We start from the raw sequence: 14,364 nt of genomic DNA on the forward strand, positions 1-14,364 counted from the left end.
GGGTAAACCGCTTTTAGAGATAAAAGAAAAAACGGTCAACCCGATATAGTTTTAAATGTTAAATCCAGTCAACCCACTTCAGGAGTAAGACAAAAAACAGACAACCAAAATTAGGTTACTACATTGAGAAGTACAGTTATTCTTGTTTAAAACGAACTTTAACCCCGTTTTAAACAAGATTTTGCTCGTTTTAAACCAGCATTATTACTCCTAAACTGATCAGCCCGATAAATATCCAAAGGACAACACCTTGCACCATCGGGCGTACGCCTACCTGTTTGATTACTTTCCGGGATAATCCGGCACCGATCAAAAACAGGGTAACCGTTAAACCTTTCTTTGCCAGCCAGACCAGTGAACCTGTTATCGTTTCAGGAATTGTCAGGAAAGTATTTGCAACCATAGCCAGAATAAAGAAGAAAATAAACCAAGGTATGCTGATCTTTGCACCTTTCTGTTTGAATATAAACATGGTAGCAATCGTTACCGGGATAATCCATAAAGCACGTGTCAACTTGACCATTGTTGCTATTTCAAGCGCTTGCTCACCGTAAGCGGCACCGGCTCCCACGACAGAACTGGTATCATGTATGGCAATAGCCGCCCACATGCCGAACTGCTCCTGGCTCATTCCCAGCAAATGTCCGATAGGCGGAAAAATAAACAATGCAATCGCATTCAGAATAAAGATTGTTCCGAGTGACATCGACATCTCATTGTCGTTGGCTTTTACTACCGGAGCAACGGCAGCTATGGCACTTCCTCCGCAAATCGCAGTTCCGGCGGAGATCAGATAAGCCGTTTTCCGGTCCATCATCAATCTCTTACCCAGATACATGCCTAAAGCCAACACGGCAACAACCGATACGACCGTAAAGAGCATCCCTTCTTTTCCGGTTCTCAGCGATTCATGCAGATTCATACCGAATCCCAAGCCTACTACAGAGAACTGCAATAAATATTTAGACGTTTTCTTACTGAATTTCGGGAAAGGTTGTCCGGCTGTCATTCCCAGCGCAAGACCCAGGAACAGGGCTATAGCCGGAGAAATAAAAGGCATCAGACAAAGAACGAATAGGAGAATGAAAAGGGGTTTGTTGTACTTCGTCAGCACTTGTTCAATTGTGTTCATTTCTTATAATATCATTTAGTTATCCTTTGTTTTTGACGGTGCAAAGGTAGGCTTAAAAAAGATATCGAACCAATCACATTATGGAATAGCTGATAACTTGAAGTTATAACACCCTTTTCATTCCGATTGTTCAGATTTTAGCCAGTGCCTGTTCCAGGTCTACAAGCAAATCTTCTATGTGCTCCGTTCCTATCGAAAGGCGCACTGTTCCCGGATAAATCTCCTGTTCCGCCAGTTCTTCTGTATTCAACTGCGAATGTGTTGTACTGGCCGGATGAATAACCAAAGATTTTACATCGGCTACATTTGCCAGCAGGGAAAAGATCTCCAGGCTGTCGATAAAACGATGTGCTTCTTCCTGCCCTCCTTTTATCTCGAAAGTAAAGATTGAACCGGCGCCTTTCGGGAAGTAACGTTCATACAGCGCATGATCGGGATGCTCCGGCAAAGACGGATGGTTCACCTTTTTCACCTTCGGATGATTTTGCAGGAAGTCAACCACTTTCAGAGCATTTTCAACATGACGTTCCACACGCAACGAAAGAGTTTCCAATCCCTGTAACAAGATAAATGCATTGAACGGACTGATGCAGGCTCCCGTATCACGTAACAAGACAGCACGGACACGGGTCACATAAGCCGCAGGTCCGGCAGCATCCACAAAACGTACCCCATGATAACTCGGATCAGGTTCTGTCAGTTGCGGGAACTTACCGGAAGCCACCCAGTCGAATTTTCCGGAATCGACAATGACACCTCCTAACGACGAACCGTGTCCACCGATGAATTTAGTTGCCGAATGCACTACAATATCCGCACCATGTTCGATCGGACGTATCAGGTAAGGTGTTCCGAAAGTATTATCCACAATCAAGGGAATCTTATGACGATGGGCAATGGCTGCCACCTCTTCTATAGATATAATATTTGAATTCGGATTACCCAGAGTTTCGATAAAGATCGCTTTCGTATTTTCCCGGATAGCCTTTTCAAAATTAGACAAGTCAGCCGGATCAACAAAAGTGGCAGTTACCCCATAAACCGGCAAGGTATGCGCCAGCAGATTATAGCTACCTCCATAAATTGTCTTTGCCGCTACAATATGGTCGCCGGCACGTGTAATATTCTCGAATGCATAGGTAATGGCAGCTGCGCCCGAAGCAACAGCCAACCCGGCAACGCCTCCTTCAAGAGCCGCCACACGCTGTTCAAAAACACCTTGCGTTGAATTGGTCAAACGACCGTAAATATTTCCCGGATCCTGCAAACCGAAACGGGCTGCCGCATGCGCCGAGTTATGAAATACATAGGAAGTCGTCTGATAAATGGGTACTGCGCGGGCATCTGTTGCCGGATCCGCCTGTTCCTGTCCTACATGAAGCTGTAAAGTCTCGAAATGTAATTCTCTTTTTGCCATGATCTTATTCTTTTTTATTTGACTTATTACTGTATTATTTTCCAGCAAAAGTATTATATCAAGAAATATCAAACAAGAAATAATATAAATACAGAAAATAATCCTATTTTTACACCGTCATACAGACAGAGTCAACTATATAACAGTTAAAAAGAATCAGATAAAAGAATTTTATTCTATGGAGACTTTAGACAAAAAGGATTTGCAGATCCTCCGCACGCTGCAGGAGAATGCCCGGCTGACAACAAAAGAACTTGCCGCCCGAGTGAATCTTTCATCGACCCCGGTCTTCGAACGCCTCAGACGTTTGGAAAACGGAGGATATATAAAGAAGTATATAGCCGTATTGGATGCAGAAAAACTGAATCTGGGTTTTGTCGTCTTCTGCCGCGTCAAGCTCAGTAAACTGAACAGGGAGATTGCGACCGAGTTCACACGGATTATACAAGATATCCCCGAAGTAACTGAATGTTATAATATATCAGGCAGTTACGACTATCTGTTAAAGATCCATGCCCCAAACATGAAATACTATCAGGAGTTTATCCTCAATGTTCTGGGAACAATAGACAGCCTCGGTTCACTGGAAAGTACTTTTGTGATGGATGAAGTGAAACACGATTACGGCATCCACATCTGATTTACTTATAGGCTTGCATATACCGGATGAAACTCTCTTCCAGTCCCCCGCTCTGTCCCTGTAGCTGCACAAAGGAGAACATACGTTCGGCAGAGAAATCTGTGATATCGATCACTTTCAGCACTCCCGACATCAGTTCACGGGTCACGGCACGTACCGACACGATTGCCAGTGCATCCGAATTTTCCAGAAACAATTTAATACTTTCAGTACTTCCCAACTGCATCAGTACTTTCAGTTGGGATAACTTCACCTGATGTTCGGCCAATGTGGACTCCAAAACAGCCAACGTCCCTGAACCATTTTCACGCAGCACCAGCGGAAGTGTGCAAAGTTGATCCAACGTCAGTTCTTCATACCGGGCCAGTTTACTCCCGGTATGTGTAATAACGACCAGTTCATCTTTCATAAAAGGCGTATAATGAAGAGAACTCTGCCGGGCATTTCCTTCCACCAGCCCCAAAGTGATCTTACCTTCACACAGGGCTTTTTCAATATCATGACTATTACCATTCAGCAGGGAAGTCCGGATGTCAGGAAATTTCCGGATAAAGGAAGACAAGATGGGAGGCAATACATACTGGGCAATCGTCGTACTGGCTCCCAGGCGCAGGTCGCCACAGATATTATCGGTCAGCAGATTCATCTCGAAGTCCAGTTGCCGGTAAGCAGCCAGCAGCGTATTGGTATGCGACAACAACAATTCACCGGCCCGGGTCAGCACAATACGGCTACCGGTACGGTCGAACAGCGGCGTCTTATACTGCATCTCCAGCTCATGAATATGCTTGCTTATAGCCGGTTGACTGATATACAACTCCTTCGAGGCTTTTGTAAAACTCAGGTTAGTCGCTACGCTATAAAATACCTTCAGACGAAAATCCATATGCCTATAATCTTTTAAATAAACTTATCAGGTACAAAGATATGGGTTTATTTACATACTTTTGTATAACCAATACATGAAGGCAATATGAAGATCAATAAAAAATTAATTACGACAATCGTCGTTATCACTGTTACCCTGTTCTTTATCCTTCCGGGTATAGGGTTCAGTATTTTGAACTGGGGCGTTCTTCCTCCGGAGAAACTGACCCCGCTCGTCATCGAACAAACGAATAAGTTTCTTGACGCCCATCTGGATTGCGAGCGGATCGAACTGACTTATTTTGAAACATACCCGCATCTGGGCATCCGGCTCACGAACGGCCATCTGATCTCACATACTGCTGAAGATTCAACGGCGCATAAGGAAGAACTGGCTATTCCGTCCGATTCCCTGATCGCTTTCAAATCTGCCGTTATCTCTTTCCGGCCAACCGATTATCTTTTTAACGGCAAGATAACAATCGGCGAAATCAGTATCGAAGAGCCCCGTTTCTATGGCTATGTGAATAAGAAAGGGGCTGCCAACTGGGATATCTATTCCACAGAGACCGACTCTGCCGACACCGGTAAAAAGCCGTTGCCTCCCATCGACCTGCAAAAAGTACGCATCACAAGCGGCCGTTTCACTTATGATGACCGCGAAGCCGATCTGTTTGCTGAAATAAACGGCTTCTTCCTCAACCTGGATGGTTCACTGACCGACGGAAAGAATAAACTGGATATTGAAACAGGCTCAACTTCCATCCTGTTCAGTAGTCCGACTTATACACTGGAAAACAAACTGGCCCTGAAACTGAAAAGCCAGCTTTTACTTTCTGACAACTTCAACACGATCACATTGAACGATGCCGAACTACTCGTTAACAACCTTCCTTTTACAGCCAACGGCTCTGTCAGCAGTTTACCGCCGCTGAAACAGACTAAAATAGACATGGAAGTCGGACTCAAAATATCCGACATGAACGATTTATTGAAATTCATTCCCGATGCCTATTTCCAAAACAGAGATAAAACACTGGCAAAAGGAGCTATCATCATGGAAGGGAACATACACGGTTATCTGGGAGACAGTATTGTTCCATCCGTGAACCTGTGTTGTAAAATAGAAAACGGTTCCTACCACGTCAAAGGCCTCAAACAGGGAATCGACACCATACAGATGGATATGGATCTCCATCTGAACGGCATGTATCCGGATTCATCTTTTGTCTCGTTGGAACAACTGAGATTACAAGGACTGACAACCTCTTTGGATATGCGTGGAAAAGTAACCAACCTGCTGACTTCACCGAATGTCGACGCCAATATAAAAGGTAAAATCGATTTCACACGACTTACACAGGAGTTCCTAAACCCGGACACCCTGTTCCTCCAGGGAGTAATGGACGCCGATCTTTCCGCTTCATTTAATGTGGATGACTTACTGGACAGTCAATACGGCAAGGTTCACGCTTCAGGCCGGTTAAAAATAGATACGCTGAAGGCTTATAGCAAACCGTTAGGTATGGATGTCTTTATAACAAATGCTGGCTTCTCGGTCGACTCCACCCAACAGGGCAGTTCTTATCTGGAGACTAAAGATCTGTTAAGCATGTCATTGTCGGTAGACAGCCTGAATATCAAATACCAGGATAACATCAACACAAATATCAGCCGGCTAGCCATACAGGCAAAAACATCGCCTGTCATAGATACAACGGCCGTTATCCCTATGACTGCACAATTGAAGTTTGACTATCTGCGTACCCGCCTGCCCGATTCCGTATGGCTGGTAGCCGGACAAACCGTCATGAAAGGCGGCATCAAATCATCAGCCTCCAATAAACGGATACCCACTGCAGGCGCCACCATCTCTGTCGATACCTTGCGTTACTTCATCCTGCCGATGCGTACCGGAATGATACTTGCCGGAAACACATTCAATCTAGAAGCACTCCCCTACCGGGATGCCGTACGCCAGCGCAGGTTTGCCCGGACCGATACGACATCGCAGGCCAATACAACCAGACAGGCACGTACACGCCGCACAAGGACACCCGGTCAAATCCAAACGGATACCACTGACATGACAACGCAATTATTACGTCGCTGGGAAGTCCGCGGCAGCCTCTCCTTCAATAAAATGAGGGGGTTCAGCCGCCTGCTGCCCATCCCCATGCGAATGGACCAGACTACCATGAAATTCAATACCAACGATATTACACTTACCAATGCCCACCTGCATCTGGGAAAAAGTGATTTTATGCTGAACGGAGAAATAAACCGTATCCGCCAGGCCATGCTACGGGGAGGGAAACTACGGGGTAACTTCTCACTGACATCCGATTATATCGACTGTAACCAGCTAATGAAAGCGATGAACTCCGGCATGCAATATTCGGAACAACATCTCGCTACAGCCGGTCAATCAGTAATGGACGAGGAAAGTTTTGTTACCATGGATACCCATACTCTGCAGGATTCTATCGCAACAGCGACACTGGATACAACAGACCAGGTATTTGTCATCCCGGCTTATCTGGACATAACGCTTCACACAAACGCCCAAAAGATCGACTTCAAGGATGCCGAACTTACCAATGTACTCGGTGAAGTAATCATCCGTGATCAAAGCATCAATCTTAGCAACCTTAAGATGGATTCAAATATCGGTCGCGGAAACATGACCATGTTCTACACGGCTAAAGACAATAGCGGGGCATCCGCCGGCTTCGATCTCGATATGGAAGATGTAATGGTCGAGAAACTGATCGGACTGTATCCGGCCATCGACACACTTGTCCCGATGTTGCGTTCTTTCGAAGGAGTGGTCGACTGTCAGGTGACGGCAACCTGTAAGATGGATTCCACCATGTCGCTGGAACTCCCTTCCCTGCACTCAGCCTGCTATCTGCATGGGGAAAACATGGTGCTGCTGGACGGTGAAACTTTTACTGAAATATCCAAGACGCTTATGTTCAAGAACAAGAAGCGGAATGTAATAGACAGTATATCGGTCGATCTGGCCATTAAAGACAATAAAATAGAAGTATTCCCCTTCCTGGTGGAAATGGACAGATATAAAGTAGCCGTCGGAGGAACTCATAACCTGGATATGACCTTCAACTATCATCTGTCTGTACTCAAATCGCCGGTTCCGTTTAAACTCGGAATCGACATCACCGGTAATCTGGATGATTTCAAATATAAAATTGTAAAGTGCCGCTACAAAGACCTTTTCAAACCGGCTAAAGAAGCGGAGCTGGACAGTACACGTACAAATGTCCGGAAAGAAATACGGGAATCGATACGTAACCAAATAAGAGAGACTGCTCCCGAACTGGTGAGCAGCCTCTCTCCTAATCATACGGTAACTCCTCCGGAAGGAGAATCCAATGCTTTATAATTCACGGCCGGAGTACATCCGGTCGTAATATTTCATATAATCGCCACCCGTGATGTCTTCTACCCACTGTTGGTTTTCCAGATACCAGCGGATTGTTTTTACGATGCCGACTTCAAATGTCGTTTCAGGAGTCCAGCCAAGTTCTTCAGAGATTTTCGTCGGGTCAATAGCATAACGCATGTCATGTCCGAGGCGGTCCTTCACAAAAGTAATCAGGCTTTCATTAATCCAGTCGACAGCAATTTCCCCGTCCAGACCAATCTCTTTCTTTTTCAGCACCTGGCGATATTCAGGCTGTTCGGTCATTAAGCGATGGATTGTGCTGATCGTCAGTTTTACAATCTCAATGTTTTGCTTTTCGTTATGGCCACCTACATTATAAACTTCTCCTACCCGTCCACGATGAATAACAGCATCGATAGCCTTGCAATGATCTTCCACATACAACCAATCTCTTACATTCTTCCCGTCACCATATACCGGCAGGGATTTTCCTTCCAGGATATTCTTTATAATAAGAGGAATCAGTTTTTCCGGAAAATGATAAGGGCCATAATTATTGGAACAACGGGTAATGCTTACCGGCATTTTATAAGTATCGAAATACGCTTTTACAAATAAATCGGCACTTGTTTTGGAGGCACTGTACGGACTTCTCGGATCCAGCGGAGTCGTTTCATGGAAATAACCTTCCGCACCCAGGCTACCGTAAACCTCATCTGTAGAGACCTGATGGAAACGTACGCCTTCACGCCACAGAGGATAACCGGCCTCGTCTTTCCCTGTCACCCAGGCTCTGCGGGCTGCATCCAGTAAATTTTGTGTTCCCAGAATATTAGTTACAAGGAATAACTGCGGATTTTCAATACTACGGTCCACATGACTTTCTGCTGCAAAATTAACTACATAATCAAAATTATACTTAGCAAAAAGTTCATCAGCCAACGTACGGTCACAGATATCGCCTTTCACAAACTCACAACGTTCGCCATCGATATCTCCTGCTATCGTACCCAGATTTCCTGCATAAGTCAGCAAGTCGAGAACTACAATCTTTATATCCTGATGCTCTGCCAGCATATATTTGATAAAGTTAGCACCAATAAAACCGGCAGCACCGGTAACCAGATAAGTCTTCATCGTCCGTATTATTTAAATGTAAAATTATATTCCGCCTCACTGAACAGAGGCGCTTTTGTATCTTTCTCTGATAAATTTACAGCATTGATATCTGTAATTCCCCAATCCACTCCTATCGCCGGATCATCAAAACGAAGTCCTTTTTCATGGCTGGGCATATAAGGGTTATCCACTTTATAAGTAAAAATCGCTTCGTCGCTCAATACGTGGAATCCATGAGCAAATCCCTGCGGAATAAAGAACTGTCGTTTATTCTCTGCCGAAAGTTCAACCGATACATATTTTCCGAATGTCGGAGATCCGGCACGCAAATCGACGGCAACATCCAGAACACGTCCTGTGATCACCCGCACCAACTTCGACTGCGAATAGGGAGCCAATTGATAATGTAATCCTCTAAGTACTCCCTTGGAAGAACAGGACTCATTATCCTGAATAAAATTCACTTTACCGATGTGTTGTTCAAACTCAGATTGTTTAAATGCTTCCATAAAATATCCCCGTGCGTCATTAAACACCTTAGGTTCAATGATCCAGACACCGGGTATTTCCGTTTCTATATAATTCATTCCTTTATATTTATACTAACAGGGGACAAAGTAACTTCTTTTTCCTTAGTTCTGCAACAATCAACGCCTGCAAAAAGAATGAAAAAGATTTGCATATCTCAAACATAATACCTTTCTTTGCACTCGCAAAAACGATAAGACGTTATTTGAAATAGATGGTTCCTTGGATGAGTGGCTTAGTCAGCGGTCTGCAAAACCGTCCACGGCGGTTCGAATCCGCCAGGAACCTCTTTATAATTGAATTTGATATCCGGTTCCTTGGATGAGTGGCTTAGTCAGTGGTCTGCAAAACCATGTACGGCGGTTCGAATCCGCCAGGAACCTCACAGAACAGAAGGGTTAGAAAGTTTTTCTAATCCTTTTGTTTTTTTATACCCATTTTCGCTTGCCACCAACTCCTCAAAAAGAAATTATGCCGTTCAACAGCACTTTAATGTCGTCTGTGAAATATATTTTGTGGTTAAATCAGGGACTTCTACATTTGTCGCCGAAAACAAATGTACCCTAACCCCAACTCACATATAATTCTCGCTTTGTAGGTGTGCCAACGTGAATTGGCACACCTTTTTTAATAATCCAAACTCCACCAGATTTTCCTGAATTTGTAATTGCAGGAACCCCGAAATGAATTAATCACTCCAATAAAATATATATATTGTCCAGTTCATAGTAAATGATTAACTTTGCAAATATCACAGCCGCATTAATTACCACCGTAATATCAGGCTGTGCTTACAAGACAAAGGAAAAGGATATCATTTGAATATTAATTATACATATAATGGATTATATAGAAATTAAAGGATATAAGTCGATAAAAGAACAAAAAGTTGATTTTAAAGACATTAATATACTCATTGGATCAAATGGTAGCGGGAAAAGTAATTTCATTTCTTTCTTTGAATTTCTAAACCGACTATATAACAGGAATTTGCAGGAATACATTTCCTTAAGGGGGGGAGAAGACAAAATCTTGTTTGAAGGCAAAGATGTAACAGATCGGATTTATTTCAATGTTGAGTTTAACGGAGGGGTAAATGGTTATTCTGCAACATTAAAAGCTGGGGAAGAAAAATTGATATTCACTGATGAAAGATTAATATACAATAGAGACGAAGGAAGCGACATCAGTGCATATTCAACAGAAGCGAGAATTAAAACAACTGATAATTTCAGGGCAAAATATGTCATTCAATATTTAAATGGTTTCAGAAAATATCACTTTCATGATACCGGAGCAAAATCTCCTTTCACATTAATGAGCCATATAGAAAATGACATTTACTTCTTATATGAGAAAGGTGAAAACCTGGCTGCATTTCTATATAATATACAAAAAGAAAATCCCAAAGTCTATCTACGGATCATTTCAACGATTCAAAGCGTTGCTCCTTATTTCTCTGATTTCTTTTTCCAGCCTAACAAGGAAAATTATATCAGATTACAATGGAAGGATAAATTCAGTAATGTCATATATGGTGTAAATGACTTATCAGACGGAACAATCAGGTTCATCGCTTTAGCTACACTTTTTATGCAACCGGAATTACCTCAGACTATTATTATCGATGAACCCGAATTAGGTCTGCATCCTGCTGCCATATCCAAATTAGCCGGTTTAATAAAGTCTGTTGCATCCAAGCAATGCCAAGTCATATTAGCAACACAATCGACCGATTTAATAAGTCACTTTGAACCTGAAGACATTATAACGGTAGACCGGATCAACGGTGAATCTGTATTCAGGAGACTGGACTCTGAATCTCTATCCTCCATATCAAAGCCACTCCACCCCTAATGAAGTGGCTAATAACCTCATGTTTGCGATGGGTTTCCGAACCCCAGGCATGCTCCGGCTAACAGGACGAAAGCTACTATCCAAATACTCACTGACGATGACTGTTTGTACTGATTTTCGGAAGAAAAAGAAGAAACAGCGGTTTGATAGCGGGTCAATTCTACTGACGAATTAGCGGTCTTACTACTTGTGTCGGTTATGCTGTGATGTTTGTTTCCTTGCAATAAAGCTATCTCTGCCGGATATTGCCGGCCAGTACTGTCGGGTGGCGAAAAGACCACCCGGGTTATATTCCAGTTAATAGAATCTATAGTGAATGTTTTACGGTTAAAAAGGGAAGAGTCTTTACCGGAGGCAACTAATGAGTCAATACAGAAAGCATGTTCTTCTCTCGTGCAACCCCGCCGTATCTGGCAAGACGGCAACAGAAATACCAGACATAAAATATAGAATAATACCTGCATTCTATTGGTACCTTTCTCTTTCAGGGAGAGATGAAGAAAATTTCGTTGCTTGTACAGAATGGCCTGGTCGAAAAGCAATCCGGATTTCTTTAGGATATCCAGTAAACGACACGGTCCTTCCGGGATATAGCAATCGGCAGCCTCCCCTTTCCGGTGCTGGCTGGTAGCGACACCACCGGCCAGACGGTTAACAGAGTCACTACGGTAACCACTCAATACTGCAATTGGCCTGCCATTGAACCGCCTCAATGGTTCCAGCAGATGAACGGCCAGATAACAGAGTGACTGACGGACAGCAGGAGACGGTTCATTATCCAATCCGTTCTCTACCGCTATACGGCTATAAGTCAACTCTTCCAGACTAAAATGTTCACTCAGCATGGTTTTATGCTTTCTGTTACTCATGATTGTTGATTTTAAATTTATACGAATAATCCACTCCGAAAAGTGCTCCGGCAAACGTGCTGATCTCTCCGAAAGCCACCAGCACACTACTGTCTATCAATCCGTCAGGGTCTACCCAAAAACCGCTGAAGAGAAGAACAATCCCACTCACTGTGAGCAGGATTGCAATAATCAACTGAACCGTTATCCGTTTCATAACCTAAACATTGAATCTCTAATTATGAATTCTCAATTATTCGATCTCCGGTCTATCGCTGCTTCCGCCATTCTCTTCTTCCTTCTCTTCGTCTTTCTTCTCGACCAGCTTCTCAAAACTAGCCTGGCTCTTGATAGTCCGGAGTGCCTTTCCTGGATAAAACCGCACTTTAGGTTCGCGAATCAGGTTTGTATCAAAAGTTTTTTCATCAGTGACCCCGGGAGAGCCGATCGTATAACGGAACGTACCCAATTCCCCCACACTCACCCGGCGACCATGCTGCAAATGGCGCACCAGTACTACATTCAAGCGGTCGAGCACCGCTTTCACCCCAGCGCTTCCCACACCACTACTGTCACTCACTTCTTCTATCAACTCTGGGAAAGCAATAAAATCACCTGATACAATCTGTGCATATTTCTTCTCCGGCACTTCCCCTTTGTCTTTACCTAAATTCTTTTTGATAACCAATTTGTACTTTACACCCATGATAATAATAATTTAATAGATTAATACCCAATACCTTTATCAGCAACTGATACGACAAAGATAAACCGGCAGAAAATTGAATTCTTCTGAAATATGCAGACAGCATAAGGCCACAAAATAAACAACCTTCACTTTCAATAAATAAATGGAAGAATCACTGCATATTCCAGAAGGGTGAAAAGCCTGTTATTTTAGGTTTTATTAATCAGCAGGCAAATGACCGGACTCATTATCGGCATTCCATAAATCAAACAGTTCACAGAGATCATCCGAAGTGATACCTTCACGAAGTAAGTCACCAAAATACTCTACTGATTTATTTTCATGGAAAGCAAGAAGATACACAAAAGACAGATGCAGATAGGAAGGCATAAAACCATCCTTTCTTTTTCCCTCCAACAAGGAAAATACTTTCCTGAGAAGTTCAGGCTGTTGCAACTCGTAGCCGAGTGAACCCATTACCGTTTTATCAAGGAGATAATCAAGTGTTTTCTGCCAATGGCGTTGAAACAGGTTAGTTAGGAATAACCGGTATCGTTCAGGGGTATTCTCCCAATCACAAAATGCCGTACTGACAGCAGCTTTTTTATATATTAGCTGTTCTGATTCCGGCAGATCGCTCAATAACGACTTAAACATTCTTACGGAGGGCGTTTTTGTACCGAAGAGCTCTTTTAGTTTTGTATACATATATGCTTTCAGACAGGGCAAACGTTATCCCTGCCTGAAAGCACAAGTCATAACCGAACAAACTTTTTATTTTTTCAAAGTAGACAACTCTTCTTTTAATATTTTTATCTCTTTCTGTTGTTGAATCGTATAAAGTGTTAGTTCTTCAATTTTTTGTAATAACACCCTATTCATTTCGTGTTGTGAATAACCTTCTTGAGCTACCTTTTCTGCTGAAGGCACATCAGGTAAATGATTATAATCATTGATGAAAGTTTCCACTTCTTCCAGTTTACGTAGGTTATAATCTTCTGACAAAACAAAATCAGACCAAGTTGATTGAGGTGCTATGGCATAATCTTCTGATAAAACACCATTTACTACAAACAAAGAATATTTATTTTTCAATTCTTCTTTAATACGATCCACCATAGTTTGCGTAGCACCAATATATACTTTTTGTTTATTATCAATATAAAATAATGAACTATTGTTTGTTCCTATATGAAGTCCATGATTTGAACTCACACCAATCCAACCGTCTTTCTCATCAGTATCTGAAGAGAATAATAAACTAATATTGCTTGTTTGCAACTTAAAAGGGACTTGAGAAAGAACTTGAGAACCTGATATGAGTAAATTATCTTTATTATCAGCATTAAGTTTCAATGTTCCACTTGCAGCGAGTGTCGTTACATTGGGAGAAAGAGTCAGATACCCCTTAGTATTACCCAAGAATCTTGACACCAGACTTACTGTGGATTTGAAGTCACTATTAACAGTTACACCCAAATAACCGATATTGCGTCCTCGAGTATCAAAAAAACCGACCCTAGAATCTTTACCAACATCAACATTTGTAATTGCAAATGTTCCATTTTGACAAAATCTATAACGTTCTACATTACCCATAGCCATTCCAAAAATTGCATCATCAGCAAAAGCTTTATCGTCATAATTTATATTAAAAAAACGTCCTTTTAAAGATTGTTCATATGTATAATATGTAGATAACGGATACTTTAATGACGGTAGATTTTCGTATTGAGCATATAATGTCATATTTGATATTACCAATAATATTATTATAAATAAATTACGATTTAATCTCACTAATATGTGATTAAATAAGTTGTTACTATTCTTTTTCATGATGTTTATTTTTAATCGAT

General features: G+C 42.3%; 13 protein-coding genes and 2 tRNA genes. 5 read left to right on the forward strand and 10 right to left on the reverse strand.

Annotated elements, in window-relative coordinates; translation table 11 throughout:
• Positions 1-190 precede the first annotated feature (190 nt).
• Positions 191-1,132 carry a YeiH family protein gene (locus tag NBH14_RS26490; RefSeq protein ID WP_007653224.1) on the reverse strand — a complete coding sequence of 314 codons (942 nt, stop codon included), beginning with the start codon at positions 1,130-1,132 and terminating at the stop codon, positions 191-193.
• Between the two features lie 130 nt (positions 1,133-1,262).
• Complete coding sequence (locus NBH14_RS26495) at positions 1,263-2,549, reverse strand: O-acetylhomoserine aminocarboxypropyltransferase/cysteine synthase family protein (RefSeq protein ID WP_186961782.1); 1,287 nt, start codon at positions 2,547-2,549, stop codon at positions 1,263-1,265.
• 178 nt (positions 2,550-2,727) lie between these two features.
• Here NBH14_RS26495 and NBH14_RS26500 point away from each other — a divergent pair, with 178 nt between their 5' ends.
• Complete coding sequence (locus NBH14_RS26500; RefSeq protein ID WP_010803657.1) at positions 2,728-3,189, forward strand: Lrp/AsnC family transcriptional regulator; 462 nt, start codon at positions 2,728-2,730, stop codon at positions 3,187-3,189.
• A 1-nt stretch (position 3,190) separates the two neighbouring features.
• Here NBH14_RS26500 and NBH14_RS26505 read toward each other — a convergent pair whose 3' ends face one another.
• Complete coding sequence (locus tag NBH14_RS26505) at positions 3,191-4,075, reverse strand: LysR family transcriptional regulator (protein WP_186961783.1); 885 nt, start codon at positions 4,073-4,075, stop codon at positions 3,191-3,193.
• Between the two features lie 87 nt (positions 4,076-4,162).
• Between NBH14_RS26505 and NBH14_RS26510 the strand changes: the two genes are divergently transcribed.
• Positions 4,163-7,462 carry an AsmA-like C-terminal region-containing protein gene (locus tag NBH14_RS26510; protein WP_186961784.1) on the forward strand — a complete coding sequence of 1,100 codons (3,300 nt, stop codon included), beginning with the start codon at positions 4,163-4,165 and terminating at the stop codon, positions 7,460-7,462.
• Here NBH14_RS26510 and rfbB read toward each other — a convergent pair.
• Both rfbB and rfbC read right to left on the reverse strand, forming a co-directional pair.
• Positions 7,457-8,602: a dTDP-glucose 4,6-dehydratase gene (rfbB, locus tag NBH14_RS26515; protein ID WP_186961785.1), complete on the reverse strand. Its 1,146-nt coding sequence runs from the start codon at positions 8,600-8,602 to the stop codon at positions 7,457-7,459. The genes NBH14_RS26510 and rfbB overlap by 6 nt on opposite strands.
• 8 nt (positions 8,603-8,610) lie before the next feature.
• On the reverse strand, positions 8,611-9,171 hold the full coding sequence (rfbC, locus tag NBH14_RS26520; RefSeq protein ID WP_128134357.1) for a dTDP-4-dehydrorhamnose 3,5-epimerase: 561 nt from the start codon (positions 9,169-9,171) through the stop codon (positions 8,611-8,613).
• A gap of 157 nt (positions 9,172-9,328) precedes the next feature.
• Here rfbC and NBH14_RS26525 point away from each other — a divergent pair.
• The 3 genes from NBH14_RS26525 (at position 9,329) to NBH14_RS26535 (ending at position 10,969) form a co-directional block, all read left to right on the forward strand.
• Positions 9,329-9,400, forward strand: a tRNA-Cys gene (locus NBH14_RS26525).
• A 23-nt stretch (positions 9,401-9,423) separates the two neighbouring features.
• Positions 9,424-9,495 (forward strand) — tRNA-Cys (locus tag NBH14_RS26530).
• Positions 9,496-9,952: 457 nt separating this feature from the next.
• Entirely contained in the window at positions 9,953-10,969 is a 1,017-nt protein-coding gene (locus tag NBH14_RS26535; protein WP_186961786.1) for an AAA family ATPase, read from the forward strand.
• Positions 10,970-10,986: 17 nt separating this feature from the next.
• Here the strand turns inward: NBH14_RS26535 and NBH14_RS28965 are convergent, their stop codons facing one another.
• The 5 genes from NBH14_RS28965 to NBH14_RS26560 form a co-directional block, all read right to left on the reverse strand.
• Complete coding sequence (locus NBH14_RS28965; RefSeq protein ID WP_186961787.1) at positions 10,987-11,838, reverse strand: D-Ala-D-Ala carboxypeptidase family metallohydrolase; 852 nt, start codon at positions 11,836-11,838, stop codon at positions 10,987-10,989.
• Positions 11,831-12,034, reverse strand: a complete 204-nt coding sequence (locus NBH14_RS26545) for a hypothetical protein (RefSeq protein WP_010803682.1) — start codon at positions 12,032-12,034, stop codon at positions 11,831-11,833. The genes NBH14_RS28965 and NBH14_RS26545 overlap by 8 nt, the downstream gene beginning before the upstream one ends.
• Positions 12,035-12,070: 36 nt before the next feature.
• Positions 12,071-12,523, reverse strand: a complete 453-nt coding sequence (locus NBH14_RS26550; RefSeq protein ID WP_186961788.1) for an HU family DNA-binding protein — start codon at positions 12,521-12,523, stop codon at positions 12,071-12,073.
• Positions 12,524-12,724: 201 nt separating this feature from the next.
• A complete protein-coding gene (locus NBH14_RS26555) occupies positions 12,725-13,162 on the reverse strand; it encodes a hypothetical protein (RefSeq protein WP_186961789.1) in 438 nt (145 codons plus the stop codon).
• A gap of 117 nt (positions 13,163-13,279) precedes the next feature.
• A complete protein-coding gene (locus NBH14_RS26560) occupies positions 13,280-14,344 on the reverse strand; it encodes a hypothetical protein (RefSeq protein WP_186961790.1) in 1,065 nt (354 codons plus the stop codon).
• Between the last annotated feature and the right edge of the window lie 20 nt (positions 14,345-14,364).

Origin of the sequence: Parabacteroides caecihominis (assembly GCF_023656785.1) — a bacterium.
Taxonomy (GTDB): domain Bacteria; phylum Bacteroidota; class Bacteroidia; order Bacteroidales; family Tannerellaceae; genus Parabacteroides; species Parabacteroides segnis.

Excerpts from the sequence above, each read along its gene's own strand:
- NBH14_RS26490 (WP_007653224.1), bottom strand. The coding sequence starts at position 1,132 with ATGAACACAATTGAACAAGTGCTGACGAAGTACAACAAACCCCTTTTC.
- NBH14_RS26495 (WP_186961782.1), bottom strand. The coding sequence starts at position 2,549 with ATGGCAAAAAGAGAATTACATTTCGAGACTTTACAGCTTCATGTAGGA.
- NBH14_RS26500 (WP_010803657.1), top strand. The coding sequence starts at position 2,728 with ATGGAGACTTTAGACAAAAAGGATTTGCAGATCCTCCGCACGCTGCAG.
- NBH14_RS26505 (WP_186961783.1), bottom strand. The coding sequence starts at position 4,075 with ATGGATTTTCGTCTGAAGGTATTTTATAGCGTAGCGACTAACCTGAGT.
- NBH14_RS26510 (WP_186961784.1), top strand. The coding sequence starts at position 4,163 with ATGAAGATCAATAAAAAATTAATTACGACAATCGTCGTTATCACTGTT.
- rfbB (WP_186961785.1), bottom strand. The coding sequence starts at position 8,602 with ATGAAGACTTATCTGGTTACCGGTGCTGCCGGTTTTATTGGTGCTAAC.
- rfbC (WP_128134357.1), bottom strand. The coding sequence starts at position 9,171 with ATGAATTATATAGAAACGGAAATACCCGGTGTCTGGATCATTGAACCT.
- NBH14_RS26535 (WP_186961786.1), top strand. The coding sequence starts at position 9,953 with ATGGATTATATAGAAATTAAAGGATATAAGTCGATAAAAGAACAAAAA.
- NBH14_RS28965 (WP_186961787.1), bottom strand. The coding sequence starts at position 11,838 with ATGAGTAACAGAAAGCATAAAACCATGCTGAGTGAACATTTTAGTCTG.
- NBH14_RS26545 (WP_010803682.1), bottom strand. The coding sequence starts at position 12,034 with ATGAAACGGATAACGGTTCAGTTGATTATTGCAATCCTGCTCACAGTG.
- NBH14_RS26550 (WP_186961788.1), bottom strand. The coding sequence starts at position 12,523 with ATGGGTGTAAAGTACAAATTGGTTATCAAAAAGAATTTAGGTAAAGAC.
- NBH14_RS26555 (WP_186961789.1), bottom strand. The coding sequence starts at position 13,162 with ATGTTTAAGTCGTTATTGAGCGATCTGCCGGAATCAGAACAGCTAATA.
- NBH14_RS26560 (WP_186961790.1), bottom strand. The coding sequence starts at position 14,344 with ATGAAAAAGAATAGTAACAACTTATTTAATCACATATTAGTGAGATTA.